This is a genomic window from Vibrio sp. Scap24 (assembly GCF_013394185.1).
GTDB classification, from domain to species: Bacteria; Pseudomonadota; Gammaproteobacteria; order Enterobacterales; family Vibrionaceae; genus Vibrio; species Vibrio pomeroyi.
Map to the genome: position 1 here is coordinate 3,395,188 of NZ_CP041332.1, position 26,001 is coordinate 3,421,188.

A 26,001-nucleotide genomic window follows, 5' to 3' on the forward strand; every position below is an offset into this window, starting at 1 on the left:
CAAACAGTAGATAAAAGAAAGGGCTGCGATTATGCAGCCCTTTGTCGTTTTTGTTTATGATAAGCACTCAGCCAGTGGTTAAGCCGCTTTAATGTGCGTTGTAATGTACGGCTGCCATGCTTGTTGGTATAGCTCTAAAGATTGGCGTCTTAGGCTATTGATTTGCGCCGCTTCGATGTCGTTGATTGGACGTTTTTCTGCAATTGCGTGACGCTCAATGCCTTGGATGATTTCGTATAGTTCGTGCTCTGGACCACTTTTCACATCAGCAATCGCTTTCAAGTGAAGTTGAACTTCAGCAATGATGTTGGTTTTAGGCAAACGAACTAACAGGTTAAGGTCACGGTAGCCAGAATCAGCAGGTGACTTAAACTTGTTTTTCAATTTCACAACGTCCGCTTCACGGCTTAGTGATTCATACACTTCAACCAAGCTTTCTACGTCGTTTGCGATAATCGTTGCACGCGCTAGGTCAGTAATTCTTGTTACATCGCCATCAAGCTCAAGGTCAATTTTCTCTTCTGCACGAGCTTGAGATTTAACACCTGCGAACAGGGCTTCTGAATTGGTTAGTAGGGCAGTACTTTTACAGATAGTTTCTAGCTCAGCTTGTGCTTGGTGAGCTTTGCTGTAAAGGATGTCGAAATCGGTATAAGGCTGAGTCGGACGTGAGTCGAATGCTTTAATGCCATATAGACCGCTTAGGCTATGGCGGAATACGTTTGATGAAACTTGGTTTTGCGCTGGAGTGCGCGATTGATCAGTTGAACTCGTTGAAACAGGTGCTGCTGCGAATGCAGGCGCTCGGCTCAATACTAGAAGCATTAGGGCCGTCGTACGGAGAAATACACTCATTCAAACTCCAAAATACAAGGTTACAAAAACGGGTAGTCAAAAGGGGTAACCAGTAACGCATAAGAGTAAAAGCAGCTTAACTAAACTCACTACATATTAAATGGGGCTAGCTAAGGCAGAAACCAACTCTAACGTTTAATATTGCTTTAAAATGTGAACATATAGACAAATAATTCAAGCGTTTGTTCCCGAATTTTAAGAACTTTGAACTCGGCCAGTTTCTGATTTTATTGAAACCAATTTGGAACTTTAAACCAAGCTAAGGTTGCTCTTACCTCTCTATACTGTACCCTTGCATTATGACTGTTTAACATGAACGAAAGATGAATAATCCTGAATTTTGGCACAATAAATGGGCAGCCAACCAAATTGGTTTCCACCTTGAAGATGTAAACCCACTTCTGATTGAATTTTGGAAAAAAACCGACCCTAACTACGAAAAGAGTGTGTTTGTCCCACTTTGTGGCAAAAGCGAAGATCTGATTTGGTTAGCGTCTAAGCATGAAGAGGTTCAAGGGGTTGAGCTTAGCCAGATCGCGGTACGCGCATTTTTCTCAGAGCATTTTTACACGCCGACTGTGACTCAAATTAATGGTCAGCATGAGCTTTACCAATTCGATGAACTGAGTGTTTACACGGGTGACTACTTCACAGCGCCTATTCAGCCTGTTGACATTATTTATGACCGCGCTTCTTTAGTGGCATTGCCTGAAGAGATGCGAGTGCAGTATGTCGAGCGTTTGAAACAACTACTGAAACCGGGCGGTAAGATCCTTCTGGTGACGCTGGATTATGACCAAAGCGAAATGGCTGGGCCTCCGTTTAGCGTGCCTAAGCTAGAAATTGATCAGTTGTTCGAAGGTTATAAGATCACATTGTTGAATCAGGACATCGCAGACGAGGAACATCCTAAGATTGCGAAGAAAGGTTTGTCTCGCTTCTGTGAAGAAGTGTATTTGATTGAGTCAGACGCTTAAGTTCAGTCTGCTTAGTTAAGCCAACAGATAACACCAACAAAAAGACGGGCTCGATAGCCCGTCTTTTTTATTGTTCAGATTTGAACTCGCGATTGTTCAGAATTGAATAGCGGGTTAGTAAATCACTTTTACTTTTGAAGCGCTTTCAATGGCATCTTCAATTGCTGTTTCTGTGCTATTACGACGAGTTAGCGCCACACCAAGACGACGGCGACCATCAATGTCAGGCTTACCAAACAGACGAACCTGCGTTTGTGGTGCGTCTAGCGCTTCTGCAAGGCCTTCAAAGCGGATATTCGTTGATGTGCCTTGACCAAGGATTACCGCAGAGGCACAAGGGCCATACTGAGCAATTGATTTGATCGGCATACCCGTAAATGCGCGTACGTGTAGTGCAAATTCCGATGATTCTTGAGACATCAGAGTCACTAAGCCAGTATCGTGTGGGCGAGGGGATACTTCATTGAAGATCACGTGGTCGCCTTTAACGAACAGTTCAACACCAAAGATGCCGTGACCTCCTAGTGCGTTAACCACTTGCTCTGCCGTGTATTGCGCCGCTTTCAGTGCGTTGTCTGACATGATTTGTGGCTGCCATGATTCACGGTAATCACCGTCTTCTTGGCGGTGACCGATTGGCGCACAGAAATGAACACCGTCGACTGCTCGAACGGTAAGCAGTGTGATTTCGTAATCAAAGTCGATGAAGCCTTCGACGATCACACGACCCGCGCCAGTACGACCGCCTTCTTGTGCGTAGTCCCAAGATTTCTGGATGTCTTCTACAGTTTTGATAACGCTTTGGCCTTTGCCTGAAGAACTCATTACTGGTTTAACAACGCAAGGCATACCCACGAATTCAACAGCAGCGGCAAAATCTTCAAAGGTGTCTGCAAAGCGGTAAGGTGAAGTGCTTAGTTTCAACTCTTCAGCTGCTAAACGGCGAATACCTTCGCGGTTCATCGTTAGTTTGGTTGCATTAGCCGTTGGAACGACATTCAAGCCTTGTGCTTCAAGTTCAACTAACTTGCTAGTGGCAATAGCTTCAATTTCAGGAACCACATAATCTGGTTTTTCTAGCTCAATGATAGCTTGAAGTGCATCACCATCTAACATGTCTAATACATGGCTACGGTGCGCAACTTGCATTGCTGGCGCGTCTGCATAACGGTCACAAGCAATAACTTCTAAACCTAAACGTTGGCACTCGATAGCAACTTCTTTTCCGAGTTCACCTGAACCTAATAGAAGTACACGAGTAGCATTTTCACGAGTAGCAGTACCAAACATAGAAATTCCTTCCGATCTTTTGAACGATTGATTGAAAACGGGGTGATCATACTTATTTAAATGACAAAAGCAAACGTTTGCGCAACTTGCGGCGTTAATTACAAGTATAAAAAAAGCAGCCCCGTTAAATAGGGCTGCTTATTTAAATTTTTGTTAACCAGATGTACTTAGATTGCTGAGTAAGTCACTGGAATGTCGGGATTAATCGCTTCTAATGTAGATTGCGTATCCGCCAGGTGACTGATGCTACCTTCAGCAATTTCAACCAAAGCAGCGCTTTCAATTTGTTCAAAGTCGAAGCCCGCCAGTTTGAGTTGAATCAATGCCACTTGTAGAGGCGGTAGGCTCGGGTTGAATGCTGCGTTTTCAGCGTAAGCACCGGTGAAAACCTCACCCGACGTCAGCTGTAGTGAAACACCACTTAGGTTTTTGGTGTAAGGCGCATGGCTGCGGTTAAGTGCTGCTAGTGCTTCTACAACAATAGGAGTTGTTTCTTCAGTCGTGTACTTATGATCAAGCTTAGTCATTAGCCCAGTCGTCACACCTAAATCAGCAGGGCCGAAAGAGTCTGGAAGGTATTCTTGTAGTGACATCTCATCGCGTTGTGGAAGCTGAACTTTAAGCTCTTTCGCTGTGGTCAGTTCATTCATAAACTGACGACAGTGACCACAAGGACTGAAGTTGATAGTAATATCTGAGATGCCTTGCTCGCCTTTCATCCATGCATGGCTGATTGCAGATTGCTCAGCGTGTACGGTTTGGCCAAGTTGCGCACCAGCGATTTCAAGGTTTGCACCAAAATACAAGGTACCAGACAAACCACGCACGATTGCACCAACATAAAAGTCAGATAATGGAGCGTAAGAATACGCTGCGGCAAAAGGAAGTAGTGCAATACGTAGTTCGTCATCCGCTAAACCACTTACTTGTAGTAGGTTGGCAAATTGTTCTGGAGACAATGTCGCGTCAAAGTTGTCTGCTAATACGATGTCACTCAAAAGCGCTTTCATTGATGATGGAGCACTTTCCAGCGCCAGGGTAATACGACTGTTCATGTTGAATCCTTAATTGACCTTAGGCTTTAAGTTTATGCAATACTCAGGAATTTTCTGTGATAAAGATCACCATTGAATTGTTGTTGTTACATTGGTTTACATAATTAGAGTGAGGTCACACTTGAAATCGATTACAAGAGCTATTTATACAGCTGATATCGCACTTATTGCACGTAAAAGACCGTGACTTGACTGCTATTGCTAAATAAATGCGAATAAAAAGCCCAAACAGACACTGTAATAAACAGCATTCTGGTTGGGCTGAATCGCGTAGTGATCGTTTAGGTTAAGAATAGAACCAAATCACAACTGAAAACACACTAGGCGCAATGATTGAGGTGATAACGCCACAGAGCACCAAAGCCAGCGAACTGAATGCGGCGTCTTCTTGGTTCTTTTCCGCACAGGTCGCGGTGCCCAAAGCGTGAGAAACCGTACCCATGGTTAAACCTCTGGCAATTGGGCTCTTAATACCAATCAGATTATAGATAGGATAAGCAAAGATCGCCCCGAACAGACCTACGATCAAAACCAATATTGCCGCAATGGCTGCCTCACCACCTAAATGACTCGATACTTCCATCGCGATCGGCGTCGTCACCGATTTGCCTAACAGGCTCGCAATCAAGCTAAGGTCGGCTTTAAAAGCTACCGCAATGATTGCTGTGGTTGTCATCGACATCACACTGCCTAACGTGCAGGCAAAGGTAATAATGCGCCAGTTAGCTCGAATTTGAGGCAACTGCTCGTAAAGAGGGTAAGCAAGAGCCACAACCGCTGGTTGAAGCATGTAAGTAATCCAAGTGTTGTCTGCGTAGTAAGTCTCGAAAGGCACTTTGAAGAACAACAGAATGGGAATAATGATGCCAATGCTGATCAATAACGGGTTACACAGGGGTGAGTTCACTTTTTGGCTTACCCAGCGAGCAAACAGGAACACCACGATGGTCAGTAGAATCCACATGATTATTTACCTCTCGAAAGCAAGCGGTCTAAGAACCATGATAAAGACACCAATACGATGAGCGTACCGCCAACGGCACTGGCCATGATTGGCAATGCATTGGCAATAAGCATGTCGAAGTGATCCATTAACCCAACACTGATTGGGACGAACAATAAGATCATCAAACGAATAATCAGACTGGCACCGGGTTGTACCCAGTGTGATGGAACAATACCTATCACCATGGCAGTAAACAGAATCAACATGCCAAAAATACTGCCTGGAATTGAGGTCTCTAGATATTGTTGTAACGCGTTGCCTGCAGTGAGAGCACCTATAATTAAGGTGAAGGAGATTAAGCAGTAAACGAGTTTGATCAATCTTTCTTTCAAAGTGTCACATCTCTTGATAATGAATTAACTAGCTAGCTTTTCTACGTATTGATAAACCGCTTTCAAGATAGCCATTTTCTTCTCGTCACTTTCGTTTTCATGTGCGAGGTTTTCTAGATTCAGCATGTACTCTTCTAAGCGACTCTCGTAAAACTCACGACAATGGTTCGCCCATTTCAGCTGCTCAGCTTCATCAAGTGTCCATGGGAAATGACGAGCGCGGTAACGGAACAACAGCGGCTTAATACGCTCGTCACTGAAAGTGATGTCCAAAGCAGCCAAGTTGTTCGGGTCAGTTTCACGAATGATGTTCATCGCGGTCTTATCTGCTGGAGAGAAGAAGCCATCGTAAAGGTGTGTGTCTACATCATCACTTTTTTCGTATTCACGTTCTTGTGAGTACAAGCCAATCAGCTTTTCACGAATCTCTGGGTGTTCACGTAATAGTGCAAGGTTCTTTAAGCACTGCTGACGGTCGATACCGATCGTTTCCGCGTTTTCAGCCGTGAGTGTTTTTGCTGGTGCGAGAATAGGGCACTTGTTGAGTTGTACCAGTTTAATCGGCACTGGCAACTCATCTTCATTTAGCTCGCTACGCTTGGTATAGAGTCTGTCTCTTAGCTCGTCGGTATCTAACTCAAGCAGTGGGCTAGGATCTTTCGCTAAGTCCACCACGATAACGGCGTTTTGGTTGGTCGGATGCCAAGCCATAGGAACAATCCAGCTTGTGTAATTGCAATCACGACCAAACATGCCTGACACGTGCATAAGAGGTGTCATGTTTACGATGTCGACTAATTCGTTCAACTTGCGCTTGTGGCGCATGTTGTAGAGGTAATCAAACATCTTAGGTTGTGCGGCTTTCAGCTTTTTCGCTAATTCGATAGTCGCAATAACATCGGCCATCGCGTCGTGCGCGTTTTCGTGTTCAATGCCATTTGCCACAGATAGGTGTTCCAGTTTGAAACTTGGGTAACCTTCTTCATTCTCTGGCCAAACAATACCTTCAGGGCGAAGTGCGTGTACGGCGCGCATCACGTCAAGTAGATCCCAGCGTGAGTTACCGTTTTGCCAGCTCCATGCGTACGGGTCTATGAAGTTGCGATAACAAGTGTATCGCGTTACTTCGTCATCGAATCGAATGCTATTGTAGCCAAGGCTTGTGGTGTTTGGCTTTGCAAGCTCTGCATGAATCTTGGCGATAAACTCAGGCTCAGGTAGGCCTTGAGACATGGCTTTTTGCGGTGTGATGCGAGTGATTAGCGCAGCTTCAGGTGCAGGAAGATAATCAGCAGGAGGTTGGCAGTAGATAACTAAAGGCTCTCCGATAACATTGAAATCTTGGTCGGTACGAACACCTGCGAATTGACTCGGACGATCTTTCGCTGGGCTCACGCCCCATGTTTCGTAATCGAAAAAGAAGTAGGTAGGCTGATTATCTGAACTCATTGAATTTCCTGAACAGTAAGCGGATTACGTTTACTGTGGCTGAAGGTTAGTTTTGTTCAGTATCTGATAGTATGCGGTACGCGTGCAACCCAGATCACAAATAAATTGCCGGAAAACGGTGCTTTACTATTCAATCGAGTCGACAAGGAAGCTTTTGAATCGAATTGTGGCGATTTCTTCGTAACGGTTCTACCTGTTTACGGTTTACATGAGCGGCGGTGGTGGAGAGTCAGGGTCACTATCAAGGTGCAGATGTTTAAGCTATCAGACGACCGTTTAAACCGTCATATCCTAATGTCTAATGCTCTCCCCAAATTAGTCGTCTTTCGGCAATATAATTCACTTAGTTTTGATGAGTCATTGGGTATTTATGATTGCAGGGGGAATTAAGTTGGATAGATCTACGTGTCTCATTTTTAATACTGTTTAAAGGCTATGTTTTAAACCCATGTTTAAATCTTAGGTTTAAAATTCTTAATACGAAAATCTATTATTTCACTTTTATTACAACTTAACATTAATACTGGTTTGTTTCATTTTTGAGACTATATTGCAACACGGTGATCTATATAGTGATTAATTTAAATGAAATGCTTGGTTGTTACTTTGGTTTATTTTACAGATATTTTAATAAAGCGGGTTTTATAAAAATAATGACGTATAAAATTAAAGGGATTAAGTGTAAAACCAGTTTTATATCTAATTAATAAAAACACCTAAATACCACTATTTTTGTTAGTGTTATTTATATCAATTTGCGTGATCTTATTCTCACTGCGCCTCATTTCTTTATAAATAAGTGTCAATATATATATTTTCTAAATAGGATTGTTGTTACTTAATTGTTAACTCTGATTGACTATTAGGTAACCCTAATAATAAAGCCGAATTTATATAAAGGATTAAAGAAATGAACAAAGTCTTTAAGGTTGTTGCGGTATCTGCACTTTCTATCTCTTCAGCGAACGTTTTCGCTGTGAGTGACACTTTTGATGCAACACTAGAAGTAAAACAAGCAATTACAATGACAAAAACCAGTGATTTGGACTTCGGTATCATCACTTCAGATAACACAACTGATGTTGTTATCGCTCAAGGTGATGCGGGAGCTGCGGCGTTTACGCTTTCTGGAGAGTCTGGTGATGCAGTAACAGTAAGTATTTCTAACACTAACTTAGTTAACGGTGCAAATACGATTGCGGCTGAATTCGACTTTAATAGCGCTATAACCCTAACGGGTGGTAATGCGAATCTTAATATTGGCGGCACTGCACGTACTTCAAGTGCAACATTAGTTGCTGGTACTTATACTGCAAACGTTGCAGTAGATGTGACTTACCAGTAATCAAATGAAACCAGTATAATATTATGGCTGTTGTAGAGCAGCCATTTTTACGATGAAGTTTCTATTCAAATACGCGATTTATATCGGTCTGACTTTTTATTCAAGCCCGTTTCATGCTCTGGAAATTATTCCTGAAAATATGGAGGTGAAATTTCCGGGTATGTATATCTCTGGATCGGGGCAAAATGCTGATGCTAATCCGGCTAATAGTCAGATTTACGTAGTTCGCTTTTATGTTGAAGGCGAACCGGGTAAAAAGATCGTGGTTTCGCTCCCCTCTAAGCAGTACCTCAACCATTCTCGTAAATCCAAACGTCTTCGTATTAAAAAGTTCTATTTTGGTTGCGGCTTATCAAAGCGAGGCAGAGCCAAGATCAAAGGCAATGGAAGAAGCAAATTACTGTGCATTGGTGCAAGAGTGAAAATCGGCGCTAATCATCCCGCTGGCGTTTATACCAGTACAATTCCTTTTGAGGTTAATTATAAATGAAGTTGTTTATCTCATGTGTTCTCGGCTTACTTTTCACGGCACAAGCCTCTGCTCAACTCCTAATCGCTCCAACTCGTTTTGTCTTAGATGCTGATACCTCTGTGACGGAAAAAATCGTGGTGGAGAACAATTCGGACGAACCGATTCGATTGGAGATCAAACCTATCTATCGACCAGTCAAGGCCAGTGGATTAGTTCGTACTGACGCAAACATCGCTGAGTCTGAAAATATAGCCGACTGGATTAAAGTGTCACCACCGATTATTCGTGAATTGAAACCCAACCAAAGACGCACCGTTCGCTTACGCATGAACGCATTGCCAGACGACATGCCAGATGGTGAATACCGAGCTTACCTATGGTTTTCACCTATTGCGAAGGCTGCTGAAGCTTCCCCGCCAGACTTATCCAGAAAGGTTCGTTCTAACAACGGTTCAGCGTTTCAACTCAACTTTCATATCAACAGTTATGTACCGGTTTACGTACAAAAAGGTGAGCAGGTACAAGATGTGAAGTTTCAATGTGATGAGCAGAACCTCAAGATCACGAATGACGGTAATTTCCAATTCAGCGCTAAATTGAATGTCGACGAACACAGCGAAAAGGTGGTGTTACTTCGCAATGCAGAGTTAACCAAACCGTTACCGAAGGGTTCAAAGATTTCATTGGTGCAAAACGACCAGCCTTTGTACGAATGTGTTCTGTAGCTTGAACTGTGTGTTAACAGTGATTGCGCACTCGACTGAGTGACGACAACATCCATGTTTCAACATTTGGTTTGTCGAGTTGCCTTGCTCTGTTCCTTGTTTCCATTTGTCGCTCATTCGCAGCCAGAAAGGGAAGACGAGGCGACTGAACTTTATCCAGCTCATATCGAAGTTCGAGTCGGGCAAGTTGGCGATAGTTTCTATCGTGTCATGATGGATGATTACGAAGAGCCGTTTATTTCGATATCAAATGCCGCGTTTTCTCTGTTAGAGATGAATGGGCAATGCGATGACAACGGCTATTGTGAGATCTACTTGCCGCAAGATGTTGGGCGAGAGTCTCCTCCTTATATTGTCGATACCGAGCAAGCCGTCTGTTATCGCGATGACAACAATATCCAGTTAATCAAATTTGAAGTGATTGACTCGGAAACCTACATTCATTGGTACAGCTTGCAAGCCTGTATTCCCGCCAAAGTCCGATGGGACATTGATGACTATCGGCTAACCGTTTCTCCTGAGTTCAGCTCGTTAACCGAGTTGGAAGCGGTGATCTCTAAGATCAAAAATGAATCCCGTAAAAAAGCAGAAGAGTTGAAGCGAGCCAGTAATACTCCGGCCATAGAGCCACTTGCGACCGTGGGTTTGGCAACAAGAGTCGCGGCTTCTGTTTACCACGACAGTGAAACCGGCGGCGATGTTTACGCCATTTCCGACACCATCCTAAGCACCGAACACTCCTTATCTCGCTTGTCTATTGATTCGCGAGAAGATCAGCCCATTGTCTATTACAACATTGCGGTTGAAGCACATGATAGAGAAGGTTCACTAGAAATTGGGCACGTGCTGTTAGATGGCAGCGTATTTACCGTCAATCAAACACTCGAAGATGGGCTTTATTACACCAACCGAAAACGTCAGCCAGAGTTTGGCAACTTACAACTGGAACGTACTACTCAGCCCAATATCAGCATCGATGTATTGGTTAATGGCATCTATCAAACTACGTATCGTTCTGATGAGTTTGGACGCTTTGTTGTTGAAGAAGACAACATTTCACCCGGTGACACCATTAAGTTTCGCTACTACCTATCGAAAGGTGTTTGGCAGGAAGAAGAGATTACCGTCGCCGGTTTAGAAGATGCTTTTTTGCCACGAAACGAGTGGGGCGTTGAGGTGGTTGGGAATGAAGGTGCAGACAGAGCGGGCGCTGTGTCTCTGGAGTATGGACTTGCTGATTACTTTACTGTGGGTAGCGCTTTTAGGAGGCAACATGGCAAGGACTTGGTTGGCTTTCAGGGACGATATTTACCGACACATTGGTTTGCAGGTCATATCGGTTGGTTGCCCGACTTTAATCGGTTTCCAATGGAATTTGATATCTTACTCGGCGGCGACCAATCTGCGTCAATCGAGCTCAATAAAACTGATGAACTGGATTCAGAGTCGATGGAGTATGACGTATTCAAATACAACTTGTCGCTTGCAAATCTCACGGCCTTTTTAACGGTGAGAGACGATGAAGACGAGCTTAGTGTCGAGCCAAAAGTGAACGCCAAAGTGTCGAGCAATCTGTTTCTCTCTTATGCAGGCGATTATCAATACGCAAAGGACAGCCATGAAGATACCTACTTACACACAGTCGAGCTCGCCAAAAGTGGTTTTTCTGATACCTCGTGGAACATCTCTGGCACGGTTAATGGCTCTGGTCATCATGAACGCACAGAGCTCTCTTTAAGAAATGCATGTAAAGAGTGTGTACTTGATCCTCTTAATGTATTCCAAGAACTCACCACCAACGTATCTGCTCGCTACCAGAAACAAGATGTATCTTTTACTGCCTCTTTAGAGGCGCGTGTGAATCCTTATCTGTTGTTTAAGTTGGAAGGAACAGAGGACCAATACGGCGTGGAAATGACGACGGAATTTGGGGCTAAAACCTACTTCGATGAGGACATCGGTGAGTTTGTCGAATGGAACCGATACAATCATTCTAAGTTGACTGGGGTTGTTTATGATCACCACAAGCAACCCATATCTGGAGTGAGCCTGCAGATACTCGACCAACGTGCGGTGAGTGATGCAAAAGGGCGTTTTGAATTTTCGAGTGTTCCCGCTCGAAGCAATCTGCCTATCTATATTGATGAAGGGGCACTAGACCTGAATCTCACACCGATTCAAAACCCTGTGTTTGTTAATACCAAGCAGGTTGGATTAACTCATGCGAACATCGAAATGGTGGTGTCATTTGGGGTCGATGGCACAGTGGAGGGCGCTATCGAGAGCAATGCGTATCTGCACTTCAAACATATTCAGAAAGGAACGGAATATTCGAGCGAAATCGAGAGTGACGGTTTTTACATGGTAGAGGGGCTGATCGCTGGAAAGTACATTATCACCTTAGAGATGGGCGACAAAAGATACGTTCAAGGTGCCGACTTGGATGGGGACTTTTGGGTAAGCGATCTCACCTTTAATTTTATCGACTTCCATAAAGTGTACTAGGATGAACAATCTATTTTATGTAGGCTATTTAGTCAGAAGGTGGTGAGAGCATTAATTTCACTTTCTGCTTCATGGTTAGCGTTTGGTTTCGCAGATCTTTGAATATGGTTTTCCACTCTTGAAAGGTCACCGTTATCGGGTTGAAACTCTCCACAGGCTTAGTGACGCCGTAACGCACTGTTTCCACTTCCGGTTCAAACGTCCCAAATAACTTGTCCCAGATAATAAGAACGCCCGCGTAATTTTTGTCAATGTATTGCGGGTTTCTGCCGTGATGAACACGGTGGTGGGATGGGGTATTAAAAAGGTATTCCAGAGGACCTAGGCTTCGTACCCACTGAGTATGCACAAAGAATTGTAACCCCAAATTCAGAAGTACCACAAAGATCACCCATTTAGGGTCGAAACCTATGATGACGAGTGGCACCCAAAATAGCCACATCCCTGCAAGTGGGTACATTAGGCTTTGGCGAAATGCGGTACTGAAGTTCATGCGTTCCGAACTGTGGTGGGCTACGTGCGCTGCCCACATCCAGCGTACTCGGTGGCTTGCTCTATGGAACCAGTAGTAGAAAAAGTCCTGTAGAACCATTAATACAATGAAGCTCAACACGCCCATTTCAATATCCATTAAGCGCCAACCAAACAACCACAGATAGAGCTGAACGATCAGCAGCCCGGTTAACAAATCGGAGAGTTGATGCATGCCTGCTAGCGTGAAGTTACACATGACTTCCGATAGCTTGTAACTTGAATTGTCTGGCAATTGGCCTTGCTTCTGACCAATGAAATATTCGGCCAACATACAGATCATGAACAACGGAGCCAAGACCAATAGTAGCCATTCTGGGTGATTGATTAATGCGTCGATGTTCATTTGTTGTTCCTATCTCCACTATCTGTATTTAAGAGCCAGCTGCATTTGAGAACCAGCACTGGAATGTATTACCAACGAGCGAAATGATCTTCGGTCAGGCCGAGAACATTATCGAGTTGGTGAGTGATGCCATTGTTGTCTTGAATCGAACCTGAAAAGTGACCGACAAACTGACGGAAGTTACTCTTCAGCAGCCATAAATTGAGTTTTTCACTGCGCTTGTTGAGAGGGGTGAAAGTCAGGTTAATACGACCATCTTGCGAGGTTATCTTCCAAGGTAGATTCGTGTCTTGGCGACTAAACGTAAACTGCACCGTATTGAGCAAGTGTCTGGTGCCATTTATCCACAATACGTTTTCACATCCTCCGGTTTCATTGACACCCGCTGCGAGATTGAGGCCAATATCGGTCTTATTGGATTGTGTGTTGATGCTTGCCCAGCGCCAGCTAGTTTCACGTCTCATGTATCCCGCTGAGAAATCATACCCAGCACGAGCTTGGTCTAAGGAAATAGGTTGTTGGTTAATCTCAATGCTGCCCGTTACTTTTAACGCGTTATGCTTTTGTGTGTAGGTCCACCCCGAGTAACCCGTTGGGCTGCACATCGCCATGGGTAAGCTGTCGCTTTCTGGCTCCAGGCAAACCTTGGCTTTGATAAGTTTCGTGTTGAGTGACACTTTCCATTTTCCGTCCTCAATATCAAACACAATGCTTTGCCCTGCGATGTGTGTGATGCCTTCTAACGGGGAGTTCGTTGCTTGTTTGTCAAACCCCAGTGGGCGTAACCATGAGCTCTCTTCTAACTCGTTATTCTCGATGTCGTAGACGTAACAAAACGCCGAACTCAGGTAACGAATGTCAGCAATGGCTACGCCGATTATGTGAGTCTCGGTAACAATGCTGACAAATTGAAATTGCTTGTAATGGAAGTGTTTTTGCCACGGGTTGGCTTTGGTATCCATGGTGTTTCGATAGTCGAACTTTTCTATGTTGAGATGTTTTGGGATGCCATCGAAATGCCCAATCGTCGGTTGACCATTAGAATTAATCAAACTGTGTGGAGACGGGATGGTTTTTATCATTGCGATGGTTCACATAAATTTAACAACTAGCAGCATTGTGCGACGAGTAGCGTAGAATTGGGAGGTCATAATCGGACAGGAGCAGGTTATCAATCACGATTTTGTTAGCTTGGGCTGTTGAAGCTGTATGGTCATGAATGTGGGAATAGGTTCAGTATAGGGGAATTTAATTGGAAGTTATCGCGGAGTACATGCCAACGGAGCATCGCCACCAATTGGGCACATTGGATGTCGCGTTGTTACTGAATACACTGGCGCAAAGAGGCGTGGATATTGAAACACTGCTTGCTGGTGCCGGGTTAGAAAGCTTAGATTGGCAAAACCCAAATGGGAAGCTAACTTACGCGGATAAACTGTCCATCTTCAGTGCGGCTAACCAGAGCTTTCCACACGATGGTTTGGGCTTATGGTTGGGAGAGCATGCCAGCTTGAGCCACTTCGGTGTTTTGGGTTACGCACTGTCGACCAGTCAGAATGTAGGCGAGGCTATTAAATCGGGCTTTAAATACCTGCGTTTAAACGGGCCTATCTTCTCGGTTAAGCTGATTGTTGATGATAAACACGCGGTAATTCAAATTGAAAACACCTTGGAGGTGGGGGATCTACTTCCGTTCTGCAACGAATATTTCTTAAGCTCAATCCTCTCTTTGTTCCAAGAATTAACTGGCGATGCATTGGCAATTAAAGCGTTGTCTTTCCCTTATGCTGAACCAAGTTATGCCAAGCTCTATGATGAACGCTTTCAGTGTCCGGTGACGTTCGGAGACAACGCTTGTGAGCTGCGATTTGACGCCTCGGTTTTATCACAAACATTAGCCACCCATGATGCCGCAACGCTAAAACGTTACCTCACTTCTTGTCAGTCGATAGTGGAGACGTTGGACTCTGAGCATCTAATAATGAATCAGATCAAAACGATCTTTTATCAAACTGCAGGTCGCTTCCCGACTATAGAGCAACTCGCAGTAGAGTTCGGTTGCAGTTCTCGCACACTCAGACGAGAACTGGTTTCTCATAATTCCAGTTATCAAGCATTACTTACTGAAGTTCGGGTCGAATTAGCCAAAGAGTTATTACTCGGCACAAGCATGAGTATTGATGACATCGGTGAAAGGCTTGGCTATAGCGATCCTGCAAATTTCAGAAGGGCTTTTAAAGGGTGGCTGAGTAAAACGCCCGCGCAGTTTCGTGACGGTCTAACTTAGGTTGATTGTCTGAACCTATATTATTCAAAGAACTGCTCACGAAATTCTGTTATTTGCTGTTGGTAGTAGTCGTTCCATTGTTGTGTATCCCAATTAGCATGATTTGCAGAACGTTGAGAGTCTAAGGTCGATTTCAATTGAGCCAGTAGTTCGTGATACGTCATCACAGTCTTCTGTTGTTGCGCCACTTGTTGTTCACGCGCGGCGATATTATCGGCCTGTGCTGCATCCAAATATGTTTCTTGAAGTTCAGCTTTGATAGTCGCTAATTCAGTAGAGCTATAGCTGTTAGGCAGCAGCGAGACAGCAAGCTCGTATTGTTGAGCTGGAGTTTCTGCGTTTAACGTTCCCGATTTACTTTCCCATTCCGAGAGCAAATCTTGGAAATGTAAGACAAACTCGGTGGGTTCGATTTCCTCAAGCGTGTTTGCGCTAAGCGTAAAATCCAAATGCGCAAATTGGTCGGCAAACAGCTGGTGGGCTAACTCTCCCCATACCTCTTGTGCAGACTGCTTAAACATCTCAACACGCGCTTCTAAAGAGTCTACAGATTCGAGTGGGATTGTGCTTTCCCTTGCTCGCCAATCGGCAGAAAGCTTTGGGTAATCACTTAATAGTTCAAACCATTCCATCGGTAACTCAGTTTTCAACTGCGCGAGTTGTTCAGTGCAATTGCCCACTTGTTGGCAAAGCATCCAAAACTCATTGAGCTCATCTAACAGCGCTTTACCTTCAAGGTCAATTAGGTTTTCTGCATACGCTTTTCCATGCAGGTTGTCAGCTTGGACTTGTTTGCTTTGCGAAACGCGATTGCCTGAAAAGCTTGCCGTATTTGGTGTGGGACTATCTTCATCAATCGTTTTAGAAACCCGCTGTTTTGCTTCTGTGTGTTGGACAGAAGATTGCGGTGTTTCAATCGATTTTGATGACCATGAGTAGCCAACAATGCTCGTCACAGCGACGAGCATTAGGATTAATATAACTCGATGCATTATCCGTTCACCGCGCTACTTGATGACAGCACTAACAGGGAAGTGGTCTGAAAGGTTGTAGTGCTTCCATAATTCACTGCTGGTAGAGCGAGGAACATCAACACGGTTATTGTTGTGAGCTTTTTGCGCGTATTCCGAGCTCACCACCACGTAATCTAAGTATTCGACGTTTTCCCCGCCAGACATAGGTTCACCAGCAAAGTTATTGATGCGAGGATCAAAGGTCGAAGCGGTATAACCTGAGTATTCAGGCTCAGTGGCTTGCAGGTTGGCGAACATCTGTTGGTAGTCACCTGGGAACTTAAGCTTGTTCACGTTGAAATCGCCGCTGTAAATCACCGTTTCAGAGGATGGTATGTTCAGCGATTGAGCGAGCTCACGCATCTGTTTAAATTGACGCTGACGGTAGTCGCGCGCCGTGTCCGTATCGAATGAGGCGGTGTGCGTACCAAACACATGGTAAGCCTGACCATTTTTGATGACCTCAGCGTAATTCACGCCTTTATCGGCAAAACAATCTGTGCCCGTACAATCAGGGAATACGTACTGTGCCTCGTTGACGATAGGGTAGCGGCTCACAATGATCACGCCGCCGTCATAGATGTTGATGCCATCTTTATCGAGCATTTTAGTTTGGTAAGGATACTCTTTTGCGAGTTCACGTAAGAACTCATCTCGCCCGTTGGCAAACACTTCTTGAAGCGCTAACACATCGTAGCCCTTAACGTATTGAGGGATGAGGTCGTAACGATCACCAATGTGAGAAGCGATAGCGGGGAGGGCCCAGATGTTGTAGGTCATGACTTTCAGTGTGTTGGCGTCTGGCTCTGGCTGTTCATCTACTTTTTGTGGAGTGATGGTGTAGTAAATATCATCGTAGCGAGCGGTGTTGTCAGCTTTGAAGGCAAGCTCAGTGTTTACATCAAAAGCATTGGTCGAGCTACGATGAATATTACGATCATCATGCAGTGTTAAGTCGACGTCTGCCGCGCTCAAACCGTGTTGTAGTGTTGAGTTGTACCAGTGCCCCTTCATGGTTTGATTGAGCGTGATGCTTTCGCCAATAGAGTTCGATATTACGGTGTCAAACTCGTACGTCTTGCCGGATTTTACGCCTGTCCAACGATTAAAACTGATCAGCTTCTTCGTTTCCCACGGGCCAATCTGCTCAACATGTTGTTGCCACTCGTCGCCAAGTTGAAGTAGATCAGTTCCAGTATGGTTGGCTTGAATCGTCATCACTTGGTTGGTGTTATTGGTCAGGTACACATCGGTATCTGCAATTGCCGAGGTTGAAATGAATGAAGCTGATGCAAGTAATGCACTCAGGCAAGTCCATTGAGTTTTCATTTTCACGTTATCCTTACTGATTGATTTAAAGAATAACGTAGTAAAGAGTTATGACATTGGAGTTATAACTCTATCAGAATTATCCAAATATTAGATATATGCCATGGTTTTATAAATTCCATTAATCATTGAAAACTAACATATTGCTTTGTCGGAATGATAAGTGATACGCGCGCACGCAAACAAAGGAGGAACACTTTCAAGCTTTAGGTTGGTTATTGGTGGTGTGTTCTTTGTGAAATCATAGGTCGGAAAGTAGTCACATGTGGATACTGTGATTTACGATAAGAGATAACGCTGGCAGCCTAGCTTTATCAATAGAAATTTTGCCATTGTTCAGTAAACAGATACCTCAAAAAAAGGTATGATGGTGCCGTTTTTAATCCTGAACTGGGAAAGTCATGGCAAAGTTAACACTCCAAGAGCAGATGCTTAAAGCTGGCTTGGTAAATGAGAAAAAATTAAAGAAGGCGAAGAAAGGCTCGAAAAAGTCTCGCGTTCAAGCTCGTGAAGCAAAAGCGGCAGCAGAAGAAACCAAACTGGCGCAGCAAGCGAAAGATAAAGAGTTAAACCAACAGCTGAAAGACCAACAGTTGAGCAAAGAAATCAAAGCTCAAGTGAAACAGCTGATTGAGATGAACAAAATCGAATCAAAAGATGGCGATATCAAATATAACTTCACCGATGGTACTTTGGTGAAATACCTATACGTAGAAGAGCTGACTCAAAAGCAACTAAGTAAAGGTATCTTAAGTATTGCACGTCAAGGCGAGAGCTATGTTGTTATCCCAACATCTGTAGCGAACAAGATTGCGATGCGCGATGAAGAGTCAATCGTTGATACTCAAGCAGCAACATCTGATGAAGTAGACGAAGATGACCCGTACAAAGATTTCGTGATCCCAGATGATCTAATGTGGTAATGGTTAACTAATTACTTCTGGATCCGCTGTACTTTATGGCGTAGAAAGATCATAAAAGGCCCTGATGGTAGTACCATCAGGGCCTTTTAATTTTAGCCGACATGTCAGTGTGCTTACGCTCTTTAATTGAGATGTGTTTTAAATTTTCTCTCGTATTAAGCGTTAATCAGCAATAATCTCGGCAGTATCGAACGCTGAATCTTGTGGGTAGTCTTTGAGCTGATGATATTCAATATGAGATTGCTCATACCCGTCAAAATAGCAGTCACCGATTTCGTTACGTGGACAAATGTGTACATCATCTCGTGAGATGAGCTCTGTTGAGCAACATGGACAGTATTTCATAGCTCCTCCTGTTAGGGATCTCTGTCTTTAGCCGGCTTCATTAACTCAAACTTTTGTGTCGTTGTGATTTCACTTTTAAGTCAGTGTTAACCCATTCGAGAACGTGATGATTAGACGCATGTTAGCCATTATTGAGTCATCAAGAGGAATCTAAAGCTTAATCCAACTATTGCTGAACAGGGTTAATCATCAGTTGAGCATCTTGGTACCCAAGTTGTGCTAAAGCTTCTGGGTCGAAGTCAGTCACGACCTCAATCTCACCAGCGTGGTAGGTTGTGTGGTCACCAAGCGTTGCTATAACATCAAATGAATCCACTGGGTGCTGCTCGCCAATATCGATCATACCTGAATATTGAGACTCAGCGCTAAACTGGCCTGTTACGTGAGTGCAGAAGGGGCGCACACTTGCTCCCGCGGCATATTGCATGCTGTTTAAGCCATTCGCGTTAATCGCCCAGCTCCAATCCCACCATTTCATTTCACCAGGAATATAACGGTGATCCCATTGATAGCGAATGTTCGCTTGTTCTTCGCTGTTAGCACCCATGGTGAAGGTGTGTGAGATTGTTGGGCGGTTTGTTGGGTGTGAACTTAGTGCATTGCCGCTATAGCGTAAGAAGCCGGTGAAATTGACGTCGTAGCTCACGTTCGCTTTGATGCGGTACGGGTAAGAGATACTTGAGCGATAAAACTCGACTCTAAACGGCAAAACAGAATTAGCAGGCACTGTAATGATGGCTTGTCGCTCTGTGGGTTCAGAGCGAGAACCATTGTTGGTGTCAGAGAAACGTTGGTCTTGTTCAAGCACTACCGTTACATCTGTTTTCCCAACCTGAGGCCAAGTAAAGTTCTCGTTGATCGTTACTGATTCTGAGAGGTCAAAGTTGTTGGTTTTGCGCCACTGGGTGGATTGCTCGAAATGAAGGTCAACGATGATCTGCTTTGGTTCATCGCCGTCATTAATCGCGTAAGCCGACACGGTATTAATCAGCGCTTGTTCTGGTTCGTTAACCTCACCATGCGAGAATGCTGTGCTATCAAGTGTGTAAGAGAAGTTATCCACCCTGATTGTTGTTTTTTCGTCACAGCGTTCGCCAGAGCATGAACCATCGCTGTTGCCCTTTATCTCCCAGCCATCGTTAAGTTGTTTGATTCCCATATCTTGGCCGACGTAGCGTCCGTTGTCGCCGCCAACCCAAGCGTAACCAAGGTTATGTGCTAAGTAACTTAATGGGCGAATAAAGCTCGCATTATCGCTGACTAAGGATCGTTGAACCTCAACGTTGTTGTGCTCTTCAATGGCCTGTTCTTGATAGTAAGGCAAACCTGCGTCTGGGTGGTTGGGATAACACCATGTGTCGTCGCTGTCTTGGTCTTGTTTAATGAGGCCGTGATAGCCTGAGCCCATGATTACCCAGTTATCTTGAAGGCCTGCTATATCCCACACGTTCATGCGAGAGATAAGCGCTGTTTTGTGCTCTTGTGCTTCGGTATGTGTTAGTGGGCGATAGTCGGAGCGACACACATCCTCCCCAAGTTTGTCTAAGACAATTTGGTCTGAATATATTTTTGAATGAGCCGTCAAAGGTATTAACGATAGGGCAGTGCTAAATAGAATGGTTTTACTGACGTTGAGCATGAATAAATTCCTAGGTGCCATTATTTGGCTATTGTTTTTAGATGCGATTTATATGTGTTGTTATGAGTATTGTTTAAAGCCGAGGATCTCTAGCGGGGTGTACTCTGTCATATAAAACAAAGCCAAAAGTACTGAAATGAATTGAAAATAAATACTTATATATATCAGAGGGTTGTACTGATCAACTTGTCGTTTGATAAAGACTTATCTTGATTGATTTCAATTACTTTCAACCATCCAATTAATGGGTGGTTAATTGTTGAACGTTTGTGTTTCTGTAACTTTGTTATTAAGTGTATGGCTTGGAAAAATAGGTCAGCAAGATTTATTAGAAAGAATTATTGTTTACGGGATGGAGAGTGGAGGCGTAAGCCTAAATAAGAAAGGATGTTGTGATAGGCAGGATCAAAAAATGCAGCAAACAACCTTTCGATTGTTGCTGCATTTTTATGTATCGATCGAGTTAAGTTAATTGGACGCGATTAAGCATCCCCTGGCTTTTCACGTTTGCTATTCCAGCCCATAAAGTTGTAGATGTTGTAGCGAGCAAACCCGATTTGTTCGTGCAGAGCAAAGTCTGTTACCGCAAAGTTATACCACAGTGGCAGCCATGAAATTTGAGCTGCCATGTAATCGGCTCTTACCGGAATCACGTTCAATCCAAAGTGGTTGAAGTAAAGTTCACTACGGCGAATGTGCAGGCCAGATGAAACCAGCACAATGTTGTCGAATTGGTGATGTTTCATCAGGTCGCTGGTCAGTTGCGCATTTTTCCAAGTGTTGACGCTGTTTGGCTCTTGGATAAGATCGTCCATTGGGACGCCAAGTCTAAGCAGTTGTTGCTCGTAAACTTCAGCCTCTGTGACACCGTTATTCTGAGCGTCACCACCACTGATGATCACTTTGCATGCATTTTGTGTTTTTGCACACTCTTTATATTGGCTTGCCGTTTCACTGATTCGGCCATAAGAGAAAAAGGCTGGCTCGAACTCTTGTGTACTTTTAATTAACTGCGTTCCTGCACCCAGAAGAACAATCGCATTATTATCTGACCATTGGATATTTGGCTTACTTTCGTAATTCGCTTGCAGGTCATCTAATAAATAGCGAGGGATAAAACCTGAACCAATCAACACAAATGACGATATGAGAACAAGAGACAAAAAAGTGGAAGTTGCTCGCCATTGAAGTAAGCGTGTTATGAAAACGAAGAGTAGAAGAAGTAAAAGTATAATAAAGCTCATGGTGATCCCGTTACCGAACTGGTGTCAATTTGATGCAGCATATTGAGGTGTTGCATCATATATCAATCATGATGATGCTTCATAGTTAACTCATTGTATTATTGAACAAATGCACGATTTATTACGATTAAATAAGATAACTAATCGGAGCACGACTAAAAGCGCTTTATTATTGTTCAATAATTCCACTTAAAATATAGGTATATAAACCGAAGATATTATTTAAACCCTATTTCGTGTTATTTAAATCACTTACTTTCGCTTGCCTTCAATCGCTACCCATCATTTATCGATTCAAATTTTCAAAGTAATTCTGAACAAACTTAATAAACACTTGATGCTTTTTAGCAGGGTAAATGACTTGAGGATAGAACAGATAAATACTGTTCCCTTGTTGTAGGCACTCGTCAGATAATACTCGCTCTAACTCACCACGCTTTACTTCTTTGTCAACGTAATAACTTGCGATACGAATAATACCGCTTCCTACCATGGCTTGTTGCTTGAGTAAGTGATTGTCATTGCTTGAGAGCCAGCCTGACACATCGATATTCGCCGATTTTAAAGGCCACTCGGTTTGATGCAGTGTCGCTAAACATTGATGGTTGCTTAAATCATTCACGCTGGTGGGGCGACCAAATTGGTCAAGATATCCGGGAGTTGCAACCAAATCGTGCTGATAGGTAATCAATCGTTTCGCGATCATGTTATCTGGTGGGGTATTGGTGGCACGAAAGGCGATATCGATATCATCTTGGTTGAGATTAAAGTTGGTGTAACTGCTATTAATGTCAAAGCGAACCTCAGGGTATTGCTGTCTAAATTGCTGGCAGATATCGAACAGGAACACCTCTGTAAACATCTTTGGTGCGGTAAGGCGTAAAGTGCCTTTTACGATGTCATGTTGCTCGGAAACGCTGCGCTCAAGCTGCAATACTTGCGAACGAATCGTTAAGCCTTGTTGTAGTGCGCGTTCGCCTTCTTGGGTTAGTCGAACACTGCGCGTGGTTCTTACAAGCAGTGGGCACTGTAAATCGCTTTCTAGTCGTTTGATTTGCTCTGAAAGGTAGCTCTTGGATATGCCAAGCTTTTCCGCTGCCTTGGTAAAGTTAAGTTGTTGAGCAAGTTCTACAAATAGGATCAAACGTTCTATTCTTTTGTGCTCGTTCATTCGCGTATTCCTTCAAAGCTGTTAATTTTATTGTTCGCTATACCAAACAATCATTTCGTAAATAGCATATTCTGTTTTTTAAAAAGAACAATATGATAGAGGCATATTTATTGGCTTCAAACCTTCTAAGCGAGATCAGGTATGACGAACAGCATTGATTCAACAAACAAAAACGATAATCAAAAGAACATCCCACTATCAAACCATCTAGAAGGTGTTGGGCAAATCGCCTATGGATGCATGGGACTTGGAGGTGGCTGGAACGACAACCCAGTAACGACTGCGGATGTAGCTCAAACACGCAGCGTAATTGACACAGCACTGGAGTCGGGAATCAACTTGTTTGATCATGCTGACATTTATACTTTCAGTAAGGCAGAGCAAGCTTTTGGTCAAGCGTTACAACAAGCCCCTGAATTACGCGATCAGATGTTCATTCAATCCAAGTGTGGTATCCGCTTTGAGGGTGAAGGTAACGTGGGCCGTTATGACTTCTCTGCAAATTGGGTTGGGCAATCAGTAGAAGGCATTCTGAACCGTCTGAATACAGAAAAGCTCGACGTGTTGCTTTTGCATCGCCCTGATCCGTTAATGGAGTTGGATGAACTGGCAAGAACGCTTGAGAACCTGAAAGCTCAGGGTAAGGTGGATTTCTTCGGTGTGTCTAACATGAACAGTCACCAAATTCAGTACCTACAATCGGCGCTTGGCCAGCCTATTGTCGCGAACCAAATTGAAATGAGCTTGGCAAAGCTTGATTGGCTTAATGACGGCGTGATGATTAACTCGCAAGGGCATCATCAATCTGATTTTGCTGCAGGCACGCTTGAGCATTGCCAAATGAAGGGCATTCAATTGCAAGCTTGGGGCTGTTTGGCACAAGGTCGTTTTGCAGAGCAAGGCTTGTATTCAGAACACGAGAACGTGAAAAAGACCGCGCATTATGTCGCGCAGTTAGCCAATCAATATGGCTTAGAAAGTGAAGCGATTGTGTTGGCGTTTTTACTTCGTCACCCTGCTGGTATTCAACCTGTTATTGGCACCACTAACCTAGATCGAATTAAGGCGTCTGCGGTTGCGACTCAGATTAATCTCACTCGTGAAGAGTGGTACAACTTATACGTGTACTCACGTGGTCAGGCGTTGCCATAGGGGATGAATATGTTGAATCAAAAAATCGTACAGCAACTCGTGTACAGCGCACTCGACATCGCAGGGCACAACAACCAAGCCATCGCTGTGAGTGTATGTGATACACATGGTGAACTGCTGGCGTTCTCCCGAATGGACAACGTTAGCGTGCAAGCGGGTTTGTTGGCACAAAATAAAGCTTATACCTCTGCTAGAGACAGACAACCGAGTGGTAACTTGGGCGCTTGGGCAAGAGAAACAGGCAAAGACCTCAGTTACTGGACCGATTCAAAGATCACTGGCTTCAAAGGTGGTGTTCCAATTGAACATCAAGGGCAGGTGATTGGCGCTATTGGTATCAGCGGATTGAGTGAAGACGACGATGAAGCATTAGCTGAGAAAGTAATTCGATTAGTGCTTTAAGTTCTACTGTTTACACAGTGGCTCTGACATAAGCCAGATAATAAAAAACCGATGCACAGGCATCGGTTTTTTGTTGGTCGAGCTGTTTGATTCAGAACTAAGCGTTCGCTTGTTCCAGATCTTGTTGCTTGTCTTTCTTACCTAATAGGCGACTTGTGATTGTACCGGCTGTCATCGCACCAGATACGTTAAGCGCTGTACGAGCCATATCGATAAGTGGCTCGATAGAGATAAGCAGTGCTGCAATCGTTACAGGAAGACCCATCGCTGGAAGTACGATAAGTGCCGCGAACGTTGCACCGCCACCCACGCCTGCGATACCGAATGAGCTTACTGTGATAATTGCAATCAGAGAAAGAATGAAGTTGATGTCCATTGGGTCGATACCAACCGTAGGTGCAACCATCACTGCTAGCATTGCAGGGTAGATACCCGCACAACCGTTTTGACCAATTGTCGCACCGAAAGATGCAGATAGGTTAGCAATTGCTGGTGGCACGTTTAGCTTCGTGATTTGAGCTTCAACGTTCAGTGGAATCGTTGCTGCAGAACTACGCGAAGTGAAAGCGAACGTTAGAACAGGCCAGATTTTTTGGAAGTACTCTTTCGGGTTTACACCAACAAAAGAAACCAACACACCGTGAACAACGAACATCAGTAGAATTGCAACGTAAGACGCTACGATGAAACCGAGTAGGCTTAAGATGTCAGAAGCGCTTGATGTTGCTACTACTTTCGCCATTAATGCTGCGATGCCGTATGGCGTTAGTGCCATGATCATCTTAACCAAGCGCATCACGATAGATTGAGCCGCTTCAACGAACGTACGAATTGGAGATTCTAGCTCTTCTTTCTCTGCCATTACTTTACGAGCAGCAATACCCGTTAGCACACCAAAGATAACAACCGCGATGATAGACGTAGAGCGAGCGCCCGTTAGGTCTGCAAATGGGTTGGTTGGAATGAAGCTAACCAGCATTTGTGGAATCGTTAAGTCAGAAACCGTACCAATGCGGCTTTCTAGTGTTGCGATACGTGCTGTTTCACGAGCACCTTCTGTCAAACCTTCAGCAGATAGACCAAATGCCTGAGTTACGACAATACCAACAATCGCAGAAATCGCTGTGGTTGCTAACAATACAGAGATTGTGATGCCAGAGATTTTGCCCAGTGAACCGCCTTTTTCAAGCTTCACTACCGCAGCAATCATTGAAACCAATACTAATGGCATGATCACCATTTTCAGTAGGCCAACGTAACCACGACCAACAATGTTTACCCAGTCTAGCGTTTCTTTAATAACCGGGTTGCCTTCACCAAATAGCAGCTGAAGACCTAGGCCGAAAGCACTACCAAAAACTAAACCTAATAGAACTAAGCGCGATAATGTGTTTTCTTTTTTCTGCTGTCCGTAGAGAAAGAAGAGGATACCAGTAAATACCGCTAAGGCAGCGATAGCTGAAAATGACATTTGTTTTCCTTATGAATTTCTTTAAATCGATAGGGCGCTTAGATATATGGGCGCAAATACTGTTAGCTACAGTAGCGACCTGTAACAAAACGTAAAATAAGGAAAAGTAATTAAATAGAACGATAGGTAATATCCAC

24 protein-coding genes are annotated in these 26,001 nt (G+C 43.9%); 9 read left to right on the plus strand and 15 right to left on the minus strand.

Annotated features, from left to right (window positions below):
- Positions 1–78: 78 nt before the first annotated feature.
- On the minus strand, positions 79–855 hold the full coding sequence (locus tag FLM53_RS15175) for a RelA/SpoT domain-containing protein (RefSeq protein ID WP_055318633.1): 777 nt from the start codon (positions 853–855) through the stop codon (positions 79–81).
- A 323-nt stretch (positions 856–1,178) separates the two neighbouring features.
- Between FLM53_RS15175 and FLM53_RS15180 the strand changes: the two genes are divergently transcribed.
- Complete coding sequence (locus FLM53_RS15180) at positions 1,179–1,832, plus strand: thiopurine S-methyltransferase (RefSeq protein ID WP_176681397.1); 654 nt, start codon at positions 1,179–1,181, stop codon at positions 1,830–1,832.
- 114 nt (positions 1,833–1,946) lie between these two features.
- Here FLM53_RS15180 and purT read toward each other — a convergent pair whose 3' ends face one another.
- From purT to sbcB, 5 genes are all read right to left on the minus strand, one after another.
- Positions 1,947–3,122 (minus strand): formate-dependent phosphoribosylglycinamide formyltransferase, encoded by a 1,176-nt coding sequence (gene purT, locus FLM53_RS15185; protein ID WP_176681396.1) that lies wholly within the window; start codon positions 3,120–3,122, stop codon positions 1,947–1,949.
- A gap of 167 nt (positions 3,123–3,289) precedes the next feature.
- Positions 3,290–4,177, minus strand: a complete 888-nt coding sequence (gene cdd / locus FLM53_RS15190) for a cytidine deaminase (protein WP_176681395.1) — start codon at positions 4,175–4,177, stop codon at positions 3,290–3,292.
- Between the two features lie 286 nt (positions 4,178–4,463).
- Positions 4,464–5,141 carry an LrgB family protein gene (locus tag FLM53_RS15195; RefSeq protein ID WP_017629975.1) on the minus strand — a complete coding sequence of 226 codons (678 nt, stop codon included), beginning with the start codon at positions 5,139–5,141 and terminating at the stop codon, positions 4,464–4,466.
- 2 nt (positions 5,142–5,143) lie between these two features.
- Complete coding sequence (locus tag FLM53_RS15200) at positions 5,144–5,515, minus strand: CidA/LrgA family protein (protein ID WP_017080643.1); 372 nt, start codon at positions 5,513–5,515, stop codon at positions 5,144–5,146.
- A 24-nt stretch (positions 5,516–5,539) separates the two neighbouring features.
- Entirely contained in the window at positions 5,540–6,964 is a 1,425-nt protein-coding gene (gene sbcB, locus FLM53_RS15205) for an exodeoxyribonuclease I (RefSeq protein WP_176681394.1), read from the minus strand.
- A 910-nt stretch (positions 6,965–7,874) separates the two neighbouring features.
- Between sbcB and FLM53_RS15210 the strand changes: the two genes are divergently transcribed.
- The 4 genes from FLM53_RS15210 to FLM53_RS15225 are packed head-to-tail and all read left to right on the plus strand — an operon-like array spanning position 7,875 to position 12,011.
- Positions 7,875–8,309: a DUF4402 domain-containing protein gene (locus FLM53_RS15210; protein WP_176681393.1), complete on the plus strand. Its 435-nt coding sequence runs from the start codon at positions 7,875–7,877 to the stop codon at positions 8,307–8,309.
- A 52-nt stretch (positions 8,310–8,361) separates the two neighbouring features.
- Positions 8,362–8,799 (plus strand): DUF4402 domain-containing protein, encoded by a 438-nt coding sequence (locus FLM53_RS15215; protein ID WP_102433211.1) that lies wholly within the window; start codon positions 8,362–8,364, stop codon positions 8,797–8,799.
- The gene (locus FLM53_RS15220) at positions 8,796–9,506 is read left to right on the plus strand and encodes a molecular chaperone (RefSeq protein WP_176681392.1); all 711 of its coding nucleotides are present in this window, start codon (positions 8,796–8,798) and stop codon (positions 9,504–9,506) included. Before FLM53_RS15215 ends, FLM53_RS15220 begins: the two co-directional genes overlap by 4 nt.
- Positions 9,507–9,560: 54 nt before the next feature.
- Positions 9,561–12,011 carry a carboxypeptidase-like regulatory domain-containing protein gene (locus FLM53_RS15225; protein WP_176681391.1) on the plus strand — a complete coding sequence of 817 codons (2,451 nt, stop codon included), beginning with the start codon at positions 9,561–9,563 and terminating at the stop codon, positions 12,009–12,011.
- A 28-nt stretch (positions 12,012–12,039) separates the two neighbouring features.
- On the opposite strand, the gene FLM53_RS15230 is transcribed toward FLM53_RS15225, so the two are convergent.
- On the minus strand, positions 12,040–12,888 hold the full coding sequence (locus FLM53_RS15230; protein WP_176681390.1) for a sterol desaturase family protein: 849 nt from the start codon (positions 12,886–12,888) through the stop codon (positions 12,040–12,042).
- Positions 12,889–12,956: 68 nt separating this feature from the next.
- A complete protein-coding gene (locus tag FLM53_RS15235) occupies positions 12,957–13,970 on the minus strand; it encodes a DUF2804 domain-containing protein (protein WP_176681389.1) in 1,014 nt (337 codons plus the stop codon).
- Between the two features lie 170 nt (positions 13,971–14,140).
- Here FLM53_RS15235 and FLM53_RS15240 point away from each other — a divergent pair, with 170 nt between their 5' ends.
- Entirely contained in the window at positions 14,141–15,175 is a 1,035-nt protein-coding gene (locus FLM53_RS15240) for an AraC family transcriptional regulator (protein WP_176681388.1), read from the plus strand.
- A 20-nt stretch (positions 15,176–15,195) separates the two neighbouring features.
- Here the strand turns inward: FLM53_RS15240 and FLM53_RS15245 are convergent, their stop codons facing one another.
- The gene (locus FLM53_RS15245; RefSeq protein ID WP_176681962.1) at positions 15,196–16,143 is read right to left on the minus strand and encodes a chromosome partitioning protein ParA; all 948 of its coding nucleotides are present in this window, start codon (positions 16,141–16,143) and stop codon (positions 15,196–15,198) included.
- 39 nt (positions 16,144–16,182) lie between these two features.
- Positions 16,183–17,517, minus strand: a complete 1,335-nt coding sequence (locus tag FLM53_RS15250; protein ID WP_176681387.1) for a sphingomyelin phosphodiesterase — start codon at positions 17,515–17,517, stop codon at positions 16,183–16,185.
- A gap of 401 nt (positions 17,518–17,918) precedes the next feature.
- Between FLM53_RS15250 and FLM53_RS15255 the strand changes: the two genes are divergently transcribed.
- Positions 17,919–18,440, plus strand: a complete 522-nt coding sequence (locus FLM53_RS15255; RefSeq protein ID WP_017629753.1) for a DUF2058 domain-containing protein — start codon at positions 17,919–17,921, stop codon at positions 18,438–18,440.
- A 162-nt stretch (positions 18,441–18,602) separates the two neighbouring features.
- Here the strand turns inward: FLM53_RS15255 and FLM53_RS15260 are convergent, their stop codons facing one another.
- From FLM53_RS15260 to FLM53_RS15275, 4 genes are all read right to left on the minus strand, one after another.
- The gene (locus FLM53_RS15260; RefSeq protein WP_176681386.1) at positions 18,603–18,785 is read right to left on the minus strand and encodes a hypothetical protein; all 183 of its coding nucleotides are present in this window, start codon (positions 18,783–18,785) and stop codon (positions 18,603–18,605) included.
- A 166-nt stretch (positions 18,786–18,951) separates the two neighbouring features.
- Positions 18,952–20,424, minus strand: a complete 1,473-nt coding sequence (locus FLM53_RS15265; protein WP_176681385.1) for an aerolysin family beta-barrel pore-forming toxin — start codon at positions 20,422–20,424, stop codon at positions 18,952–18,954.
- A 482-nt stretch (positions 20,425–20,906) separates the two neighbouring features.
- Positions 20,907–21,668, minus strand: coding sequence for a YdcF family protein (locus FLM53_RS15270; RefSeq protein ID WP_176681384.1), 762 nt, complete (start codon positions 21,666–21,668; stop codon positions 20,907–20,909).
- Positions 21,669–21,954: 286 nt separating this feature from the next.
- Positions 21,955–22,839 (minus strand): LysR family transcriptional regulator, encoded by an 885-nt coding sequence (locus tag FLM53_RS15275; protein WP_176681383.1) that lies wholly within the window; start codon positions 22,837–22,839, stop codon positions 21,955–21,957.
- 141 nt (positions 22,840–22,980) lie between these two features.
- Between FLM53_RS15275 and FLM53_RS15280 the strand changes: the two genes are divergently transcribed.
- Both FLM53_RS15280 and FLM53_RS15285 read left to right on the plus strand, forming a co-directional pair.
- Positions 22,981–23,991 carry an aldo/keto reductase family oxidoreductase gene (locus tag FLM53_RS15280; RefSeq protein WP_176681382.1) on the plus strand — a complete coding sequence of 337 codons (1,011 nt, stop codon included), beginning with the start codon at positions 22,981–22,983 and terminating at the stop codon, positions 23,989–23,991.
- A 9-nt stretch (positions 23,992–24,000) separates the two neighbouring features.
- Positions 24,001–24,393, plus strand: coding sequence for a heme-binding protein (locus tag FLM53_RS15285; RefSeq protein ID WP_017629759.1), 393 nt, complete (start codon positions 24,001–24,003; stop codon positions 24,391–24,393).
- Positions 24,394–24,490: 97 nt separating this feature from the next.
- Here the strand turns inward: FLM53_RS15285 and FLM53_RS15290 are convergent, their stop codons facing one another.
- A complete protein-coding gene (locus FLM53_RS15290) occupies positions 24,491–25,864 on the minus strand; it encodes an L-cystine transporter (RefSeq protein ID WP_123283162.1) in 1,374 nt (457 codons plus the stop codon).
- Positions 25,865–26,001 lie beyond the last annotated feature (137 nt).

Coding starts and splice junctions, on each gene's coding strand:
- FLM53_RS15210 (WP_176681393.1), top strand. CDS start 7,875: ATGAACAAAGTCTTTAAGGTTGTTGCGGTATCTGCACTTTCTATCTCT.
- FLM53_RS15265 (WP_176681385.1), bottom strand. CDS start 20,424: ATGCTCAACGTCAGTAAAACCATTCTATTTAGCACTGCCCTATCGTTA.
- FLM53_RS15230 (WP_176681390.1), bottom strand. CDS start 12,888: ATGAACATCGACGCATTAATCAATCACCCAGAATGGCTACTATTGGTC.
- FLM53_RS15270 (WP_176681384.1), bottom strand. CDS start 21,668: ATGAGCTTTATTATACTTTTACTTCTTCTACTCTTCGTTTTCATAACA.
- cdd (WP_176681395.1), bottom strand. CDS start 4,177: ATGAACAGTCGTATTACCCTGGCGCTGGAAAGTGCTCCATCATCAATG.
- FLM53_RS15285 (WP_017629759.1), top strand. CDS start 24,001: ATGTTGAATCAAAAAATCGTACAGCAACTCGTGTACAGCGCACTCGAC.
- FLM53_RS15235 (WP_176681389.1), bottom strand. CDS start 13,970: ATGATAAAAACCATCCCGTCTCCACACAGTTTGATTAATTCTAATGGT.
- FLM53_RS15180 (WP_176681397.1), top strand. CDS start 1,179: ATGAATAATCCTGAATTTTGGCACAATAAATGGGCAGCCAACCAAATT.
- FLM53_RS15225 (WP_176681391.1), top strand. CDS start 9,561: ATGTTTCAACATTTGGTTTGTCGAGTTGCCTTGCTCTGTTCCTTGTTT.
- FLM53_RS15275 (WP_176681383.1), bottom strand. CDS start 22,839: ATGAACGAGCACAAAAGAATAGAACGTTTGATCCTATTTGTAGAACTT.
- FLM53_RS15255 (WP_017629753.1), top strand. CDS start 17,919: ATGGCAAAGTTAACACTCCAAGAGCAGATGCTTAAAGCTGGCTTGGTA.
- FLM53_RS15250 (WP_176681387.1), bottom strand. CDS start 17,517: ATGAAAACTCAATGGACTTGCCTGAGTGCATTACTTGCATCAGCTTCA.
- purT (WP_176681396.1), bottom strand. CDS start 3,122: ATGTTTGGTACTGCTACTCGTGAAAATGCTACTCGTGTACTTCTATTA.
- FLM53_RS15245 (WP_176681962.1), bottom strand. CDS start 16,143: ATGCTCGTCGCTGTGACGAGCATTGTTGGCTACTCATGGTCATCAAAA.
- FLM53_RS15215 (WP_102433211.1), top strand. CDS start 8,362: ATGAAGTTTCTATTCAAATACGCGATTTATATCGGTCTGACTTTTTAT.
- FLM53_RS15195 (WP_017629975.1), bottom strand. CDS start 5,141: ATGTGGATTCTACTGACCATCGTGGTGTTCCTGTTTGCTCGCTGGGTA.
- FLM53_RS15290 (WP_123283162.1), bottom strand. CDS start 25,864: ATGTCATTTTCAGCTATCGCTGCCTTAGCGGTATTTACTGGTATCCTC.
- FLM53_RS15220 (WP_176681392.1), top strand. CDS start 8,796: ATGAAGTTGTTTATCTCATGTGTTCTCGGCTTACTTTTCACGGCACAA.
- FLM53_RS15280 (WP_176681382.1), top strand. CDS start 22,981: ATGACGAACAGCATTGATTCAACAAACAAAAACGATAATCAAAAGAAC.
- FLM53_RS15260 (WP_176681386.1), bottom strand. CDS start 18,785: ATGAAATACTGTCCATGTTGCTCAACAGAGCTCATCTCACGAGATGAT.
- sbcB (WP_176681394.1), bottom strand. CDS start 6,964: ATGAGTTCAGATAATCAGCCTACCTACTTCTTTTTCGATTACGAAACA.
- FLM53_RS15175 (WP_055318633.1), bottom strand. CDS start 855: ATGAGTGTATTTCTCCGTACGACGGCCCTAATGCTTCTAGTATTGAGC.